This is a genomic window from Jannaschia pagri, from assembly GCF_019655435.1.
Lineage (GTDB): Bacteria > Pseudomonadota > Alphaproteobacteria > Rhodobacterales > Rhodobacteraceae > Jannaschia > Jannaschia pagri.
This window is the reverse complement of sequence record NZ_BPFH01000002.1, coordinates 1-16,560: the sequence shown is the minus strand read 5'-3', so window position 1 is coordinate 16,560 and position 16,560 is coordinate 1. Positions and strand designations below refer to the sequence as shown.

The 16,560-nt window shown below is 61.1% G+C and carries 13 protein-coding genes and 1 pseudogene; 3 read left to right on the top strand and 11 right to left on the bottom strand.

What is annotated here, in order from left to right:
* Positions 1 to 476: 476 nt before the first annotated feature.
* From K5R33_RS04920 to K5R33_RS04885, 8 genes are all read right to left on the bottom strand, one after another.
* Entirely contained in the window at positions 477 to 1,319 is an 843-nt protein-coding gene (locus K5R33_RS04920; RefSeq protein ID WP_220747906.1) for an intradiol ring-cleavage dioxygenase, read from the bottom strand.
* A gap of 13 nt (positions 1,320 to 1,332) precedes the next feature.
* Positions 1,333 to 3,090: an FAD-dependent oxidoreductase gene (locus K5R33_RS04915; RefSeq protein ID WP_220747905.1), complete on the bottom strand. Its 1,758-nt coding sequence runs from the start codon at positions 3,088 to 3,090 to the stop codon at positions 1,333 to 1,335.
* 30 nt (positions 3,091 to 3,120) lie between these two features.
* On the bottom strand, positions 3,121 to 4,197 hold the full coding sequence (locus K5R33_RS04910) for a branched-chain amino acid ABC transporter permease (protein ID WP_220747904.1): 1,077 nt from the start codon (positions 4,195 to 4,197) through the stop codon (positions 3,121 to 3,123).
* Positions 4,197 to 5,060: a branched-chain amino acid ABC transporter permease gene (locus K5R33_RS04905; protein WP_220747903.1), complete on the bottom strand. Its 864-nt coding sequence runs from the start codon at positions 5,058 to 5,060 to the stop codon at positions 4,197 to 4,199. The genes K5R33_RS04910 and K5R33_RS04905 overlap by 1 nt, the downstream gene beginning before the upstream one ends.
* The gene (locus K5R33_RS04900; RefSeq protein ID WP_220747902.1) at positions 5,057 to 5,764 is read right to left on the bottom strand and encodes an ABC transporter ATP-binding protein; all 708 of its coding nucleotides are present in this window, start codon (positions 5,762 to 5,764) and stop codon (positions 5,057 to 5,059) included. The genes K5R33_RS04905 and K5R33_RS04900 overlap by 4 nt, the downstream gene beginning before the upstream one ends.
* Complete coding sequence (locus K5R33_RS04895) at positions 5,761 to 6,480, bottom strand: ABC transporter ATP-binding protein (RefSeq protein ID WP_220747901.1); 720 nt, start codon at positions 6,478 to 6,480, stop codon at positions 5,761 to 5,763. Before K5R33_RS04895 ends, K5R33_RS04900 begins: the two co-directional genes overlap by 4 nt.
* 80 nt (positions 6,481 to 6,560) lie before the next feature.
* Positions 6,561 to 7,838 (bottom strand): ABC transporter substrate-binding protein, encoded by a 1,278-nt coding sequence (locus K5R33_RS04890; RefSeq protein WP_220747900.1) that lies wholly within the window; start codon positions 7,836 to 7,838, stop codon positions 6,561 to 6,563.
* A 29-nt stretch (positions 7,839 to 7,867) separates the two neighbouring features.
* The gene (locus K5R33_RS04885) at positions 7,868 to 8,929 is read right to left on the bottom strand and encodes a maleylacetate reductase (RefSeq protein ID WP_220747899.1); all 1,062 of its coding nucleotides are present in this window, start codon (positions 8,927 to 8,929) and stop codon (positions 7,868 to 7,870) included.
* An 87-nt stretch (positions 8,930 to 9,016) separates the two neighbouring features.
* On the opposite strand from K5R33_RS04885, the gene K5R33_RS04880 reads away from it, so the two are divergent.
* From K5R33_RS04880 to K5R33_RS04870, 3 genes are all read left to right on the top strand, one after another.
* Positions 9,017 to 9,967, top strand: a complete 951-nt coding sequence (locus K5R33_RS04880; RefSeq protein WP_220747898.1) for a LysR family transcriptional regulator — start codon at positions 9,017 to 9,019, stop codon at positions 9,965 to 9,967.
* 257 nt (positions 9,968 to 10,224) lie between these two features.
* Complete coding sequence (locus K5R33_RS04875; RefSeq protein ID WP_220747897.1) at positions 10,225 to 10,665, top strand: heme oxygenase-like domain-containing protein; 441 nt, start codon at positions 10,225 to 10,227, stop codon at positions 10,663 to 10,665.
* Positions 10,658 to 13,240 (top strand): HWE histidine kinase domain-containing protein, encoded by a 2,583-nt coding sequence (locus tag K5R33_RS04870; RefSeq protein WP_220747896.1) that lies wholly within the window; start codon positions 10,658 to 10,660, stop codon positions 13,238 to 13,240. The genes K5R33_RS04875 and K5R33_RS04870 overlap by 8 nt, the downstream gene beginning before the upstream one ends.
* Positions 13,241 to 13,489: 249 nt before the next feature.
* On the opposite strand, the gene K5R33_RS04865 is transcribed toward K5R33_RS04870, so the two are convergent.
* The 3 genes and pseudogenes from K5R33_RS04865 to K5R33_RS04855 all read right to left on the bottom strand — a co-directional run.
* Positions 13,490 to 14,869, bottom strand: a complete 1,380-nt coding sequence (locus K5R33_RS04865; protein ID WP_255576132.1) for a DUF3179 domain-containing (seleno)protein — start codon at positions 14,867 to 14,869, stop codon at positions 13,490 to 13,492.
* Positions 14,870 to 15,172: 303 nt separating this feature from the next.
* Positions 15,173 to 15,463 (bottom strand): hypothetical protein, encoded by a 291-nt coding sequence (locus K5R33_RS04860; RefSeq protein WP_220747895.1) that lies wholly within the window; start codon positions 15,461 to 15,463, stop codon positions 15,173 to 15,175.
* Positions 15,464 to 15,920: 457 nt separating this feature from the next.
* A pseudogene (locus K5R33_RS04855) lies at positions 15,921 to 16,398 on the bottom strand (integrase core domain-containing protein); the annotation flags it as partial.
* Positions 16,399 to 16,560: the final 162 nt, after the last annotated feature.

Sequence of the window (16,560 nt, the reverse complement as noted above, 5' to 3'; positions counted from 1 at the left end):
TTTGTTGTTTTGAATGGGAGCCGCTCGACTGCTCTTGCCCAACGCCGAGTTCCTGTTGGCAGCGGCAGAGGATCCGGCCCAGACACTGTCTGCACCAAGGCCTCTGTCGTTTTCACGACCAACCACGCAATTGCAACCACCTCCGATGTCGACCCGGCGAGACCGCGTGCAAAGGCAGGTTTTGGAGCGTCCTTCACTCACTGAGAAAGCCAAAAGTCTTTACTGGCTGGGGGCTCAACAACGGCCGATCCACGTGCGGCGTTCGGGCGACGATGCTCGCAGTCCGGTCGAGCGCGCATGATCGGTTCTTAGGCTGTCTCACGTCTTGACCGATGCGATAGACGTGGCATTGGATACGGAATGGGACGAGGCAGCACAGGGCCACTAGCCCTGTGCTGACCGCGATGGGACAAGCGTCATGACTTGCCATGGGCAAGACGGACGCGCCCATCGCGATCGAGGCGACGCGAACAGGCTCAGGCCTTGACCATCACGAAGTCAAACGGGGCGCGCCAGTTGGTGTCACCGCTTGCAGGCTCAAAGGGCGCTATCAGCGACTCCTTCACGCCAAAGACGGAATCTGAGCTGAGCCATTCGTCTTCCCCATCGAAGATATGCGTCACGATCTTTTCATAGCCGGGCGCTGTGACGAGAAAGTGCAGATGCGCTGGACGGTTCGGATGCCGATCCAGCGCCGCCAGCATTTGGCCCACCGGCCCGTCATCGGGGATTGGGTAGGACACCGGCTTGATACCCACAAAGCTATAGGCGCCATCCGCGCCCGTGATGAACCGACCGCGGTTGTTGAACTTGGGCTGCACATCGGGTTGCTGGACGTCGTAATACCCATCCGCGTTGTCGGACCACACATCGACGGTGGCCCCTTCGATCGGGCTCCCGTCCTTGTCCACCACGCGGCCCTCGTAGAGGCAGGGCTCGCCTTTCCCGTCGAGGCAGATGGTGTCTCCCATCTGCCGGATTGGGGCATCGGCCACGTGGAACGGGCCAAAGACGGTGTTCTCGGTCGCGCCGGACGGGCGGCGATTGTTGATCGCGTCGACCAACATGGAAAAGCCCAGCGTGTCCGAGAGCAGGATGAACTCCTGCCGTTCGGGTGAACAAATCTGGCCCGTGCGGGTGAGGAAGTCGATGGCGAGGTCCCATTCCTCGGGCTTCAACTCGATGTCCTTTGCGAAGGCATGCAGGTGACGGACCAATGATCCCATCACCTCCGCCAGGCGTGGGTCGATGTTGTCGCCCATGCGCGCATTCACGGCCTCGGCCGACCCGTCTTCGGTAAAGTAGCTTTCCTTGGTCATCTTGGCCCCCTTTCTAGCGCGCCAAGATGGCGGTGAGCGCGCGTTTCAGGTCTGCTTGCGGATCATCGGCCATGTCCTCGACGCGCCAGGCCACATGCTGGTCCGGGCGGACCAGCAGGCACCCGGTATCGCCGATCTCGCTCGCGCGGGCCCAATCGCCGGCATGATCGACGTAGGTCTGGCGTGGGCCGATCACATGCACGCGCAGGGGTACGCCCATCTCGGCGCTGATGGCGTCTGCAGCCTTGCCCCAAGCTTCGCCCCCGATACCGGTCAGCACAGTGAACTGACCCCGTCCGCAGAGGTCGAGGGTCGACACCTGGGCGCCCGTGTCATGGTCAAAGACCCAAACATGCGGCAGGCGTGCTCCGGGCCAGGTGGTGGGTTGGTAGTGCAGTTCCGCGTCCAACTCGAAGGCCGGTTCCATCTGACCATCGGTCACGACTGCTGCGGATTTGTACCGTTGATTCATTTCAACGCCGTGGGCGTCGAACTCATACTTCTTGAAGGCGATGGCCTCTCGGATGGCTTCGCGCTGTTTCTCGGCGCTTGGACCAGTGTCGCAGCGGGCGTCCATGTTGCTTTTGATGACTGCGTGGTCTGAGCCGCCGGTCATGCCCAGGCTTTCGAAGATCGGGCCAAACTCTCCGATGGATTGGTTGGCGCGGGTCACGATCTGTTTCGCCACCGGTGCGCGCTCCACGCTGTAGCTATCGAGCAGGGCGCCCCCGGCTTCGCCCTTGATCACAGCGGCCAGCTTCCAAGCGAGGTTGAAGCCGTCCTGGATGGAGGTGTTCGACCCAAGCCCGTTCGACGGCGGATGGCGATGGGCCGCGTCGCCCATGATGAACACACGGTCCTTCTGCATGTGCGTGGCGTACATGTTGTTCACGGTCCAGGTGTTCGCGCTGAGCAACTCGATCTCAAGCTCCGGATCGCCAACCAACTGCTGCGCGACCTGCGTCGCCAAGGCCTCGTCCACGACAGGCGGTTTTTCGTTGATGTCGTAGCCCCAGACGATCAGCCATTCGTTCCAGGGGCGGACCATGCGCACAAGGCCCATGCCGATGCCGCCGACGTTCGATCCGGGCTGCATCACCCAGTAGAGAACCGAGGGCCGGTGCGCGACGTATTTGGACAGGTCCGCACGGAACACGATGTTCATGGACCCGCCCACGCCCATCTGCCCTTCGAACGGCAGACCGCAGTGTTCGGCAACCTTGGAGCTGCCGCCGTCCGCGCCAATCAGGTACTTTGACCGGATTTGGAATTCCCGCCCGGACAGGCGGTCGCGACAGGTGGTGGTCACGCCTGCCTCGTCCTGTTCGTGGCTGATGTATTCCGTGCTCATCCGCGCCTGGGTGCCCCGCTTACAGGCGGTGTTAAATAGGATCGGCTCCATGAAGGTCTGGGGCAGGTCGTTCATCATTGTCGGGCTCGACAGCAGATGTTCGGCCTTGGACAGGGGATGGTTGCCCCAGCTTTTCATGCGGCCAATTTCTTCGCCCGCGAGGCTTTCGCAGAAGACGTTCTCGCCCATCAGGTCTTGGTGCGCGGCATTTAGATAGGCCTGCTCCTCGACGTCGTGACCCAGGTCGCGCAGCACCTCCATCGTGCGCTGGTTGGTGATATGGGCACGCGGCGTGTTGGCCAGCCAACGATAGCGATTGATCGCCATGTTCTCGATCCCATAGGACGACAGGAGCGCGGCGGTCGCTGACCCCGCAGGCCCCGTTCCGATGATCAGAACGTCTGTCTCAATCTCAGCCATGGATGTCTCCTCCGGACGTCTTGGAATGTCTCATGTGTCGGATGTGTCTTGGGTGCCGCCGCTCAGCCGTCTGCGGACGGGGAAGAGCTGAATGCCGGTCTTGTCGGTGATCAGGCCCCAAAGGCCGCGTGGGGCGATCAGCATCACCAGGATACCGATGATCCCGAGGGTGAAGAGGTACCAGCTGCCGAAATCGGCCAGCAGGGATTGCAGCAGGAAGAAGATGATCACCCCGATGATCGGCCCTTCGATGGTGCCAATGCCGCCGATGATCACGATGAAGAGGACATAGGCCGTCCAGTCGGTGACGCTGAAGGCAGCATCCGGGCTGATCCGGGCCTTCTGCACATAGATCAGGGCGCCTGCGAGGCCGGTGCCGAAAGCCGAGGACAGGAACACGACCCATTTCATGCGCCCCGCGTCCACGCCCACGGATTTAGCGGCCTCGGGGTTGTCGCGTACCGCCGACAGGGCAAGGCCGGGCTTCGACCGCAGCAGGGCATAGATCGCGGCGATGGAGGCGGCGGCGAGCGCGAGCGCCAGCCAATAGGTCAGGATGTCCCGGGCGGCCGAGTTGCGGACGTCGAACAGCTCCGCAATCCACTCCGTCGCCCACATCTCGCGCGTGGCAGCCCTGGGGAGGGAGGTGCCGGTGCCACCGCCCAAGGACTGCGTCTGCGCCATGATCAGGCGCATCACCTCGGCGATGACCCAGGTGCCGATGGCAAAGTAGGGTCCCTGCAAGCGGAAGGCGAAGAAGGCCGTCGGGATGGCTACGATCAGGGCCGCAACGCCCCCCAGCAGGATCGCTGGGATCGGATCAATCCCGGCCAGGATCACGCCGCCGAACATGGCATAGGCGCCCATCCCGACGAAGGCCTGCTGACCAATCGACACCATGCCGCCGTAGCCCGCCAGCAGGTTCCAGAACTGCGCCAGAACCAGCATGGTTAGGACGAAGAACAAATCCTGGATCAGGCCACGACCCGCCACGAAGGGAAGCAAGACAAGAGCGGCGAGCAAGGCACAGGCGGCGACGGCGGTTATCTGTGACGCCTTGGTTTGCGTCGTGACGACATAGGCGGGGGTTTGCGTCTGCGTGGTCATCAGTCAAAAGCCCTTGGAAAGAGGCCGCGGGGGCGGAGCAAAAGGACGATCAGGAAGGCGACGTGGCCTGCCAGGATCTGCCATTCGGGGTTGATCGCGGCGCCGATAGTCTGGGCGAGGCCAATGATGATCCCCCCGGCAAGCGTGCCCCATAGGCTGCCCAGCCCGCCGATGATCACCGCTTGAAACGCATAGATCAGGCGCGCCGGACCGATGTTGGGATCAAAGTTGGAGCGCATCCCGAGGTAGAGCGCGGCCAAGGTCACCACGAGCATCGCGATGGCGGTGGCCTTGGCAAAGATGTCGCTCGGGCGGATGCCCATAAGGCTCGCCGTGGTCGGATCGTCGGATGTGGCGCGGAAGGCGCGGCCAAGCTCGGTCCGATAGAAGAGCTGGTTCAGCCCCACGATCACGGCCACAGCAGATCCAAACGTCAGCAGCGGCAGGACACCAACCGTCATGACCCCAAGATCAACCGACGCCGTCGAAATTTCGCCCGTGGGCAGGCGTTGGCTGTCGGCGCTGAACCCCTCCAGCAGGGCGTTTTGTAGTGCAATGGACAGGCCGAAAGTGACCAAAAGCGGCGGCAAGATATCCGTGCCGAGGGTCCGGTTCAGCAGGTGCTTCTGCAGTCCCCAGCCGATCAGATACATCAGCGGCGCGGCGATTGCGGCGGCCACAAAGGGCGACAGGCCCAGGAGCGTGACAAGCAGGAGGATCAGATAGGCGGCCATCACGATCAGATCGCCATGGGCCAGGTTGACCAGACGCATGATCCCGAAAACGAGGCTCAGCCCCGCAGCAAAAAGGGCATAGAGCCCCCCGAGCAGGATGCCCTGAACAAGTGTATCGAGCCAGATCATGCGCTCACTCCGAAATAGGCGGCGTGGATGTCATTGCGACTGAAGCTGTCGGGCGTGCCTTCCAGCGTCACCCGCCCCTCCATCATGCAGTAGACGCGGTCGGCCACTTTCATGGCTTGGCCAATGTCTTGCTCGACCACGATCAAACTGGCACCGCTGGCCTGGATCTTGGGGACGGCGGCGTAGATGTCCTTGATCACCACTGGGGCGAGGCCGAGGCTGATCTCATCGCAGAGCAGAACCTTGGGGTTCGACATCAGGGCCCGGCCAATGGCCACCATCTGTTGCTGCCCGCCCGACAGTGCGGTGCCCGGGTTGTTGCGGCGTTCGGCCAGGATAGGGAACAGATCGTAGATCGCCTCCAACGACCAATAGCCGTCGACTTTCCGGCCGTAGGTGCCAATCAGAAGGTTCTCCTCGACGCTGAGGGATGGGAAGAGCCGTCGCCCTTCCGGCACCATGGCGAGGCCCAGGGGCAGGATCTGGTCCGCGCTCAGGCCGCCAATCGGCTGACCGCTCAGCGTGATCATCTCGGGCCCGTTCTGCAAAACGCCCGAGATGGAGCGCATCAGCGTGGTCTTGCCCGCGCCGTTCGCGCCGATGATGGCAATCGTCTCACCCTCGTTCAGGGCGATATCGACCCCGAACAGGGCTTGGAAATCGCCGTAGTGGGCCGTCAGCCCTGTGGTTGTCAGAAGGCTCATACGTCGATCCCCAAATAGATCTCGCGCACATCCTGGCGGTTCAGGATTTCGTCCGGTGCGCCGATGCCGATGACCTTGCCGAAGTCGAGCACCAGAAGGCGTTCCACCACACTGGTCAGGGCGTGCAGGACATGTTCGATCCAGATGATGGTCACACCGCGCGCGTGGATCGATTTGATCGTGTCGATCAGGGCCACGCATTCTGCGTCGGTCAGCCCTCCGGCGATTTCATCCAGGAGCAACAGCTTCGGATCCGTGGCGAGCGCGCGCGCCATCTCCAACCGTTTGCGTTGCAACAGCGAAAGACCGGAGGCGGGCGCATTTGCGACGGGCATCAGTTCCGTCTGGAGCAGGATGTCAGCACAGGCCTGTTCCACCGCCGCCTGATTGGTGTTGCGGCCGTGCATGGCGGCGACCAACAGGTTTTCGAAGACCGTCAGGTTGTCGAAGGGCTGCGGGATTTGGAACGACCGACCGACCCCAGCAAAGCACCGCTGCATCGCCGGGACCTTTGTCACGTCCGTGCCCTCAAAGGCGATCGTCCCGGTGTCAGCCGTCAGGTTTCCGGTGATCAGGTTGAACAGGGTCGATTTGCCCGCCCCGTTCGGCCCGATGATGCCCAGCGCCTGTCCTTCGGGCACCGCAAAGCTGACGTCATCGGTCACCTTGAGTTGGCCGAACGCTTTGGACACGTTTTTCAGTTCAAGAATGGACATAGCGGTTCCTTGACCGATGCCGTCTGGGCATCCGGGCCATGAGGGGGATGGGCCGTGCCGCGTGGCAACGGCCCCGTGGATCAGGCGGTGATTTCTTCCATGACGCCGCCGGTCGGGATGTCCGGCTGGTCGGAATTATCCACGATCACAAGGTCGTAGCCTCCGCCGTCGCGCAGCCGCCATTGGCCACCCACAAGCGGCGTCTTGGCGACATTGGCCGCGGCAAAGGGCGGCAGACCCGCGCCGTCGAAAGCGATCCGACCGACCAAACTGTCTAACTGGGTGGCGGCAATCGCCTCGGCTACGGCATCGGGGTCGCCACTGTCAGACACACGACCCATGACGTTCGCGGCCATCTCGAAGAGCGCATGGACAAAGCCAATCGGCTGCGTCCACTGCCGCCCCGTCGCGGCCGTGAAACCGGCGGCCACATCGGCGGCGCTTTGACCCGTCACGGAGGAGGTGAAGGGGTGCGACGGCGACCACCAGACCTCGGAGCTGAGGTTATGGCCGGTGTCGCCGAGCGCCTCGACGGCCTGCGGGAACAGGATCGCTTTGCCGATGGAGGCCGCCTTGGGCGTGAAGCCCTGCTGTTTGGCCTGGGTCCAGAAGGTGGTGAAATCGGGCGGGATCGGCACGCCAGTGACGATCTCGACGTTGTTCGACCGGAAGGCGTTGATCTGGGCGGAGTAGTCATCGGTGAGGTTCTGGTACGGACCAGGATCGGTCAGCCCGAACCCTTGGTCGGCAAGGACAGGGGGGAAGCCCACGTTCGGATCCCCCCAGGCATTGCCGTCGCCGTCGTTCGGGAACAGCCCGCCAACCTGTTTGTTCGTCGACAATTGGTTCCACATGGAGGTGAAGACCGAAATCACATCCTCCAGGCCCCAGAAGAAGTGGTAGCTGTAATAGAACCGCTCCCACGAGCCGGGGTCACCGGGGTTGCCTTGTTGACCGATGAAATAGGGCTGCCAGGGCGCCACGGTCGAGATGCAGGGCACCTCTTCGGCCTCGCAGGTCGTGGCGACCGGGTTCGTCGTCTCTGGGGTGGAGGCGACGAGCATAAGGTCCACGCCGTCGTCGATGATCAACTCGCTCGCCACGTCGGCGGCCCGGTTTGAATTGGACTGGCTGTCCTTGACGATGACCTCAAAGTTCGCCCCAGCGTCGGATCCGGCAAAGGCGTCCAGGATGAATTGGTCCGCCTCCGAGAAGGCCGCCAGCGGGCCCGACTGCGGGCTGACATAGCCAACCTTGATCCGCGCGCCTTGGGCAATTGCGGGGGCGGCGAGGCCGCCTGCGGCCAGCGTAAGGCCCGCGGCACCTGAGGTTTTCAGTAGGTTGCGACGTGTGATCATGGTTCGTCCTCCCAAACGAATACAATAGGTTAGGCCTGTGGCGCGGCGCCTTCCCAGGCACGGCCAAGCAGCGCTCGGATCCCGTCTTTGGTGATCTCGCGCGGGTTCCGGTAGGGGTTTTGCGTGGCCAGGTCCGCGACACGGTCCAGGTCGGCCTCCTCGACGCCCAGGTCTTTGAGGGCCGTGGGCGCATCCAGGGATTTCGCGAAGTCCCACAACGCACGCGCCAGATCTGAGGCCCCAAAGAGGTCAGCCAGAGGCGCCAGTTCTTCGGCAGCCGCCGGTTGGTTGAACGCGGTGGCATGGGGCAAGACGATGGCGTGCGTTTCTGCGTGCGGCAGGTTCAGCGACCCGCCGAGCGTGTGGCAAAGCTTGTGGTGCAGCGCCATACCCACTTGGCCTAGCACGGTTCCGCAAGCCCAGGCGCCTTCCTGCGTGGCCTGGCGCGCCGCTAGATCCCCGGGGTTTTCCATCACGGCAGGCAGTGAGGTTTGGAACGCCGCAATCCCTTCGAGCGCGAGCTGCGTTGCCGTCTCCGTCCGGTCTTTGGCGTAGAGGGCCTCGACCGCGTGGGCCATGGCGTTCAGCGCGCTGGTGATGGTCATGGCCGCAGGCAGGGTCGCCACAAGCTCCGCATCGTACAAAACAATGCCCGGCCGCAGCTTTGGGTCGGTCATCGTTGTCTTCACGCCGTTCTCGGTCTGCCCCAGGATCGGTGTGCATTCGCTGCCTGCATAGGTCGTCGGCAGCGCGATATGTCCGATGTCCGTGTGCAAGACCAACGCTTTGCCCAGGCCGATGGTGGAGCCGCCGCCGATGGACAGAACGCTGTCGGCCTTGACGTCCCGCAAATGGACAAGCGCCTCGTCGGTCACATCGGTGGGCGTGTGCATCGTCGCCTTGGAGAACACGCCTGCGGCGGAGGCGCCCAGGATCTCGGCCAGCTCTAACCCCAGCTCGCACTGCTGCGGCGTGGTCAGGATCAGGGGCCGCTCATACCCGGAGGTGCGGAGATGTTCGGCGAAGTTTCGACGAAGACCCGCGCCAAAGGCCACCGTCTGATCGTTCGAGAACTGAGTTGTATCGAGCACGAGACCGCCTCCCTTCGTTGAGTGACAACATGACGCACCAAATAGACACCTTGATCGAATTTTGGGCGAACAATATAACACAATGTTATGAAACTTGATCCGCGCCACCTCGAAATGCTCTTTGCGATTGTTGAAAAGGGCGGTCTGAGCGAGGGCGCCGAGATGCTGGGCAAGTCGCAACCAAGCCTAAGCCGATCGCTTGCCGCGCTCGAACAACGGATCGATGCGCCCTTGTTCAAGAAGGACAGGCGCCCCTTACGACCGACGGAACTGGGCCTCGCGCTCGCAGCAGAAGGGCGCAAGATCTACGAGGCGGGTCGCGCAAGCTCGACGGTGTTGGCGCAGTATCGCGACGGCAAATCCGGCGCGGTCCATGTGGGCGGGACGCCGTTCTTTTTTGACGGGGTGATTTCGGGGATGCTGGCCGGGTTTCAGTTCGAACGCCCCGACGTGCGGATTGATCAGGTGTACGGGTATATGTGCGACCTCATCCCGAAACTGCGCGATGGATCGTTGGATCTGGCTGTCTTGCCGATGCGTGTGTCGTCGATCCCGGATGATATCGACTTCCACGAGATCTTGCCCGGGCGCAACGTCATCGCCTGTCGGGCCGCCCACCCGCTTGTGCGACGTGGGTCCGTCAAATTGTCCGACATTGGCAAGTATCCCTGGATCGCTCCACCAGCGGGAAGTCCCCTGTATCAAGACCTCCGCACCGTTCTGCAGGAGATCGGGATCAAGGACTTCAAGGTCAGTTTCACGGGCGGGTCGCTGAGCGCCACGGTGAACATCCTGACTGGGTCGGACGCCCTGACCGTTCTGCCGTTTTCCGTGGTGTTCATGATGCGCAACCAGCATTCGGTTGGCGCGTTGTCTATCAAGATTGGCGATCCTGACCGGCATCTGGGCGTGTTAAGCCTGCGCGGGCAAAAGCTGAAGCCAGCGGCGCAAAAAGTCTATAACCACATTCGCCACGAATTTGATGTTCTGGCGTCAAGCATCACGCGCGTCAGCCAGGACACGGTTTGGCGGCCTTAACTGGTTACGTATGATACGGTCGCTCTGCGCCCCACGGCGCACAAGAGTGGCGATCCCTCAATGGGTCCGATTGCGATGAAACCCAGTCGCCAGTAGGTTGAACTTCGTGGGATGTGAGACACATACCGACCATGGGCAGGACAGAACAATCGACAGTACGGGGGCGGCTCCGGAATGAAACCCAGAGCTCTCACGAGGGTCTGGACGCACTTGTTTCGGATTTTGATCTGACAGAACGGGGTGGTTTTTGCCGCTTCTTGCTGCTCCAGATCCACGGGTTTGCATCGCTGTTGCCCCATGCTGACGGCGCTTCGTCTCGCCCGGTGATCGCGGATCTGCTGGACCGAGCATCCGAGGACCTCCGCAGCCTAGGGGTCCAACCGGGTCGTTCACCGCAACCGCTTTCGGTGCGCCCCCATCCCGTCGCGATTGACTACATCGTTTTGGGATCTCGTTTGGGCACCAAAGTCCTCAAGCGAAGATGGCTTGCCGCAACCGATGCGCAGGTTCGTGGGGCCGGGACCTACTTTGCCGCGCCCGACGCCGCTACCCAATGGCGCGCGTTCTGCGAGCGGACCGCAGGGATGGCGGCGCATGACCCGGATGCGGATCAAATTGTAAACGACGCCAACGCGATCTTTCGCCACTATCAGGCATGCGCGCGACACGTAAACAGCACTTGGGGGGCCTATGCTTGAGAGTAGATCTCTAGGGACAGAGCAACGCTACGATATCACCAATTGCGACCGGGAGCCGATCCACATTCTCGGACGGGTGCAGAGCTACGGCTGTTTGATCGCGGTGTCTTCCGATTGGATGGTGACCTACGCCTCCGAGAATTGCAAAGACCTGCTTGGGTTTGACGCGGAATCGATTATTGGGTCGCGCTTTTCTGAAATCATCTCGCACGAAACGGTGCATCATCTACGCACGAAGATGCAGGTCCTTGGCTATCAGTCCGGGGCGGCGCGGTTGTTTTCATACGCCGTCTTTGGCGATGACCGCCTGTTCGATATCTCAATCAGTCAAAGCGACCAGAACATCATTTTTGAGTTTGAACCGCGGAAAGCCGAGGCACCGGCGACCAACGATTCCTCGGTCGTCCGCGCCCTGGTGGGCCGTGTGAGGCGCCATGACACCGTCGAGAAGATGGCGCGAGAGGCGGTGCGGGCGGTAAAGGTATTGTCCGGCTTTGATCGCGTCATGGTCTATAAGTTCAACGAAGACGACAGCGGAACCGTCATCGCGGAAACGACCGAACCTGGACAGGACAGTTTCCTGGGCCTCCGGTATCCTGCAAGCGATATTCCGAAGCAGGCCCGAGGCTTATATCTTCGCAGCCCCCTCAGAATAATTGCTGACATCACAGGGGACACCTATGCCATCCGCCCCGAGAAAGATCCGAATGGGCGGCCCCTGGATCTATCATTGGCTGTCACACGCGCGGTATCGCCGGTGCATTTGGAATACCTCCGCAACATGGGCGTGCGGGCGTCGCTATCCGTGTCCATCATCCGAAACGGAAAACTCTGGGGGTTGTTCGCCTGCCATCACCGCACACCACGGCACATTAGCTATGAGGTGCGGAGCGAGATCGAGTTGTTTGCGGAGTTGTTCAATTATCAACTGTCGCAAGTTGAATTGACCATCGAATTGGAGGAGGTCGACCGAGCCCGTTCCTTACACGACCGCCTCATGACGCAGCTGTCCGGTGGCAAGAGCATGGCGGAGGCCTTCGACGTTCTGTCAGAAAGCGTCAAAGAGGTGATCCCCTTTGATGGCGCGGCCGTTTACGCCGATGGTGATTACCAATCTGTGGGGGTCGCGCCCACGGCGGAGGAATTCATGGGGCTCGCGCGGTTCTTGAACACCACGCCTGCTGGCCAAGTGTATCAGACCGACGCCCTCGCCACGCGCTATCCAGGCGCAGAAGATTTTGCTGACCGGGTTGCAGGCGTGTTGGCCCTGCCAGTGTCGCGCACGCCGCGCGACTACCTGGTGCTATTCCGTCGGGAAATCGCCTCCTCGGTCAAATGGGCGGGGAACCCTGACAAACCCGTCGAGGTCGGCCCAAACGGCATCCGGTTGACGCCCCGCAAAAGCTTTGCCGCCTGGCAGCAAGTCGTTCGTGGCAAATCTGCGCCCTGGCGTGGGGCCGAATTGCGCGCGGCCGATGCGCTCCGCGTGACGCTGCTGGAGGTCGTTCTCAAGATCGCAGATGAGCGCAATGCCATGCGCAAACGCGCCCAAGACCAGCAAGAGCTTCTGGTGGCGGAATTGAACCACCGGGTCCGCAACATTCTCAATCTTATCAGGGGCCTCGTCTCCCAGGGGAAGGAGGACGCGCGATCCATCGATGATTACAGGTTGGTCCTGGAGGATCGGATTTTTGCGCTTGCACGGGCCCACGATCAGTTGACGCAAACCGAATGGACGTGGTCCGTGTTTCGCTCCCTGGTCGAAACGGAAGTGAAGGCCTTTCTGACCGCGAAGGCCAATCGCGTGATCGTCACCGGGGATGACATCGAATTGTCGCCGACGGCGTTTTCGACCTTGGCGTTGGTGATCCATGAACTGGTGACCAATTCGGCCAAATACGGGGCGCTGAATGACTCGTCTGGCTCCGTTCGCCTGGACGTCCGATTGCAACCTGACGGGGCTGCGAAGATTTCATGGCGCGACGAAAACGGCCCGCCCGTTCAGGCGCCGACCCGCCGCGGCTTTGGCACGACGATTATCGAGCGATCAATTCCCTTTGAGTTACAGGGACAGGCAGAGGTGCGATATCGCATGACGGGCTTTGAAGCCGACTTTGTTTTGCCCTCCGCCCATGTGCGGCCGACGGCTACGCCTATAAGCAGCACGCCGCAGCAACAGGCAACGCCACATCCATCCGAGGTCCGCTTGAACGGTCACTTCTTTGTTTTGGAGGACAATCTGGTCATTGCCTTGGACGCGGTCGACATGCTCACGGATCTCGGCGCTGATGCCGTACATACAGCAAGCTCGGTTGTGGATGGATTGGCTGTCCTCGACAAACAGGACATCACGCTGGCGCTGTTGGATGTTAATCTGGGGAATGAGACGTCGCTCCCCGTCATCCAGCGCTGCCAGGAACGCGGGATCCCCGTTGTGTTGGCGACTGGCTATGGTGCGAACGTCGATATCTTGGACAAATTCCCGAGCGTCCCAATCCTGAACAAGCCTTACAATTCCGACGGCTTGCGGGACACGATCTCCGCGGCTTTGGCGCGCTTTCAAGCGACATCGTGAGGGGCTGTGTCGCACGGTCGGTTTGTGGAAGCTAAGGTCAGAAACCAACGAGGGTAGGGTGGCGATCGCATCATCTGCGCGGATAATGGTGTTTTGGGTAGCGGTCTTCACGTGTGCCGAACGCTCGCCTCATCGGCCTTTGACCGTGGCATAAACCCGTGAAGACTAAGCTGTGATCTGCGCGGCCACTGGGCCTCGTCCCGGTTGTGGCCATTGACCGTAGCTCGCAACATCGTCCGTATGGGTCATCTATTGCGGCCAGAGCGCCGTGTTCGGGTGGAACTGGGACCAAGCGAACCAGAACGCCTCGTGGCTGCCCAGGTCGGACCCATCCGTCCCTTCTGCTCGGACGCCCGTGCCGTCCAGCCGCAGTCGGATGTCGTCGACTGTGACCTCCTGTCCGGCGATCAACGCCGCCACGGCGGCGCTCCGCTGGAACGCGTACTTCTGACCCGATGGCGCGGTCACGCCGATGACGTCCTCATGCACCGGCAACCGGGGATCGACATCGCCCACCGGGAAGATGGGCCCACGCGCATCCCGCCCATTGCGAAAGTCGAAGTCGCGGCCCAGCGCCAAGTCTTCGATCAGCACAGTCGTCTCTGGATGCGCGGCGCGCCAGGCGCCCCATTCCGTTGTCACGACGGTCGCTTGCTCCAACTCCAGGCCGATTTCGGCCAGTGGTCCGGTCACCGCTTTGCCCAGGAAGGTGTCGAAGACAGACCAGGTTTCCAGATCGTACATCACTTTGTTGGACCGGATCAGCAGGCCAGAGGTGCGTAAGATCGGCCTTTCGACCCCCGCCGGCAAATTATCCGTGAAATAGGCCTGCATCGCCCCGCAGAGCGTGCAGTATGGAATGCCCAGGTCGCGCCCGCCCAGCGTGTCATTAACCATCTCCCGCACTTCCATGATCCGGCGCGGATAGGCGCGGGCTTCGCCGTTGATCACGATCCCGAAGATGATGTCACTTTCGCCGAGCCAAGTAGCCTCTTCCGCCGTTTCGACCTCCGGATTGTCGGCGGCCGGGATGCAATCACAGACCTCATCGGTGCGACCGAAGGGGCGCGTGTCAATGTTCACGCCGCCCCAGGTGACTTGGTGCCAGTCGATCTCGCCCTCAACGAAAATTCGTTCCCATCCCGGGACATAGTTGTTGAAGACGGCACGCTTGTCGCCAAGGTAATCGGGGTAGGCGGGGATGTCCCAGGCCAGCAGATGATCGACGATCTCGATGAACTGGTTAAAGGTCGTCACCTCCACCCCCAGTAGGTCGATGGCCGTACCGGCCAGTTCCGCTCGAAACTCAGTCCGCCAGCTGAAGCGCATCATGTCGGTCAGGAGCCATGCCACGCGCGGATCGTCTGCTTCGGCGATGACGTCAAAGACCGCGCGGTCGTCGGTGGACCAATCCGCCTGCGCGATGCTGTGCGCGACCAACCCCGTGACAGCGTCGCGCAACTCTGCCGACAGCTCCCCTTGTGGAATTACCGGGGCGGGCCCGTACTCCGCAAGGACCCAATCGGCGAGCGGCGGTGTCGACTTCTGGGCAGACGCCCCGCTGGCAAGCGCCGTCAGAAAGGTGGCGATCATTGCGACGCGGATATGAGACCAGACGGTGACTATCATGACTGTACCTTTCCCTTTTGGTCTGGCCCTTCCGCAGAGCGAAACGAAAACCATAGGGATATGTGTACGCCTGTTCCGCGCGCACGGCTGTCACGTTTGGACACAGATGTGTCAGGCGTTGGGGTGAATAGGCCAGTAAGGTTGCCCGTGTCTTATCGCCCAGGTGTTGAAAACTGTTCATTAGAAAGAAGTCTTATAGAGGCCCTAACGTCCCCGTTATCGAAAGCCTTCTCGGGAATGATGCGATGAACATGAAAGTCTAAAGCACCCGAGTTTTTCCCCATTGCGTTGGGAAGCGTAAGCTTAATGAACGGCCTTGACGACGCAGCGCTTTAGGCTCCAGCCGCGTGTCAGCTTCGCCGCTTTGAGCGCCGTTGCCACACGGTCGGACATGAACAGTGCGCCCATCAGCCGGTCGTCGAGCCACATCTCGGCGCCGCCCCGTTCGGGCGGGGCCACCACGAGTGCATCGTGGCGGTCGATAGAATGGATCATGAAGACGTCAGTCCCATCTGGCGTGATGTCGAGCCGTTTCTTACCGATCCCGTATGACTCCTCGATCAGGACCTCACGTCGACAGGTCAGGACCTGCATAATGTGGAGATCCGCGCCCTCCCAAAGCGGCGCGGTCCGGGCGGCATTCAGAACTTCTACCGGATCAAAACGTAGTCGTCCGGGCTTTAGGTCCTTGAGAAGCCTCCGAGTTTCAGCAGTGACGATCGTCCATGATCCGCCAAAGTTCATGAGGGGCTGCGGGCCAGAGGGCTTCTTTCGCTCAGGGATCAAGGAAAAGGAGGTGTCTAGCTCCTCTCTATTCACTTCCTCTCCAGATCTGTACCGGATCGTCTTTCTTTTGTAAGCGTTGCGATATTCATCTCGCTCAGCACGCGTCAGCTTTTCCTGATCAATATCATGAAATCCAACGGGCCAAATGGGTTTCACGGCGCTTGGATTTGTGCTGCCTGCCGCATACCACACGCGCACCGTTCCCGAATTCTTGTTAGCTTGCCTGGCCATTGATCAGCCCCAAGTGAGTGATCCAATTTGTGTGTTAGTGGATGATCGGCTTTTGGTCCATCTGGACGATGGTTTCCGGGGCTGGGGGTCGGTCGCCCAGAGGACTGTGGGGTCGTTTCGTGGTGTCTTGTCTCTTCCATGCTTCGAGCAGGATTTGCGCATCGCGCAGGCCGTAGACGATTTCCCCATTCAGGAATTCATCGCGGAACCGGGCATTGAAGCTTTCGCAGTATCCGGTCTCCCAAGGTGAGCCTGGTTCGATGTAAGCCGTCTTGGCTCCAACAGCTTTAATCCAGTCCTGTACGGCCAGGGAAACGAACTCTGGGCCGTAACCGCACGCACGATCCATCATTAAGCCAGAGCCGCCTTTTCTTTGGTTGTTTCATTGGCACTTTCGGCCCCTCTCGCATCCAAAGACTTTCGACGCGCGTGTTCGATGTGCGTGTCAGTCACGTGCAGCCAACATCTCTCAGCATCGCTGCGATCCTATGGTAGCTATACCGGACGTATTGCCGGGTGTTGGCATGTCGCCCCGATTGGAGCGAAAAGGCATGGCTCAAAGCGACGTTGATATCCTCTTGGCGCGTATCGAGGCCCGTAAGCTTTGTGACGATCTTCCTGACCTGCTCCCCTTAGAGTCCGCGCTTATAGGTTAGCGCTGTTCAGGGTTTGGT